General features: G+C 36.2%; 2 protein-coding genes and 1 rRNA gene. 2 read left to right on the top strand and 1 reads right to left on the bottom strand.

Annotation, left to right across the window (positions count from 1 at the left end; genetic code table 11):
* On the top strand, window positions 1-204 hold a 204-nt coding region (locus tag AC1DS7_RS28715; RefSeq protein ID WP_476998795.1), incomplete at its 5' end, for an IS3 family transposase.
* Window positions 205-306: 102 nt separating this feature from the next.
* Here AC1DS7_RS28715 and AC1DS7_RS28710 read toward each other — a convergent pair.
* Window positions 307-663 carry a YgzB family protein gene (locus tag AC1DS7_RS28710; protein ID WP_002063699.1) on the bottom strand — a complete coding sequence of 119 codons (357 nt, stop codon included), beginning with the start codon at window positions 661-663 and terminating at the stop codon, window positions 307-309.
* 351 nt (window positions 664-1,014) lie between these two features.
* On the opposite strand from AC1DS7_RS28710, the gene AC1DS7_RS28705 reads away from it, so the two are divergent.
* Window positions 1,015-1,190: ribosomal RNA gene (locus tag AC1DS7_RS28705) — 16S ribosomal RNA — on the top strand; the annotation flags it as partial.

The raw sequence follows: 1,190 nt of genomic DNA, 5'->3' as shown, positions 1-1,190 counted from the left end.
CGAAGAGGCAACTGTTGGGATAATGCTTGTATGGAAAACTTCTTCAGTCACTTTAAGGCAGAGTGTTTTCATTTATACTCCTTCCGTAAAGCGAATGAGGTCAAACTTGCCGTGCGTAAATATATGCACTTTTATAATCATCAAAGATTTCAAAAGAAATTAAATAACCTGAGTCCATATAAATATAGAACTCAGGTTGCTTAGTTGCGCTTTTTAAATACTGTCTACTTGACAGGGGTCACTGCAGATCGTCACTCTCTTTCTTTATTATATAGGGATGAAAAAATACTAAAGTGAAAGTACGTGTTATCCTTTATAGCTTTTTTTATTGTACTTCTCATTAAATTCTTTTCCTTCTAAACTCGGATCCAGTGTTAAAGGTTGGTTGCAATGCATGCATGCGTCGACACGACCAAGCATTTTTGTTGGCTTATCGCAGCTTGGACAAATAATTTGTACAGTCTTAGTAGATAACATACCAATCCAAAAGTAAACGACAGTACTAGCGATAACAGCTAAAAAGCCAACCATCATAAATGTTGTCATAATAATAATGTTGTCACGGAAAAAGACTCCTAAGTATGCAATGAAGAGGCCGATAAATACTAAACTTAATGCAAAGGTCCGAATTTTATTGATTTTGTTCGAATATTTAATGCTCATTCTCACCACGCTCCTATAATAATAATATAACATAAAATTTAGAATTTTCACTCGTATGTAAACTTAGTAAAATGATAAGGAGATATGATTTTTAAAGCTTTTAACGGGACGTGAAATTTTTTTGTAAAAAGTATTGACCCTACATATACTGCATGATATATTAATAAACGTCGCTGATGCGGAAACGCAGTAAACGACAAAAAAGAAATTTGAAAAACTTAGTTGACATCGAAAAACGAAGATGTTAACATAAGGAAGTCGCAATTGAGCGGCGAAGTAGTTCTTTGAAAACTGAACGAAACAAACAACGTGAACGTCAATTTTTATTTTTAGATGCTAGACAAACTAACTTTATTGGAGAGTTTGATCCTGGCTCAGGATGAACGCTGGCGGCGTGCCTAATACATGCAAGTCGAGCGAATGGATTAAGAGCTTGCTCTTATGAAGTTAGCGGCGGACGGGTGAGTAACACGTGGGTAACCTACCCATAAGACTGGGATAACTCCGGGAAACCGGGGCTAATACCG

It is taken from the genome of Bacillus sp. P4_E1 (genome assembly GCF_056401715.1).
Note: the sequence above shows the minus strand (reverse complement) of the source record. Positions and strands in the feature narration are given on the sequence as shown.

Coding starts and splice junctions, on each gene's coding strand:
- AC1DS7_RS28710 (WP_002063699.1), bottom strand. CDS start 663: ATGAGCATTAAATATTCGAACAAAATCAATAAAATTCGGACCTTTGCA.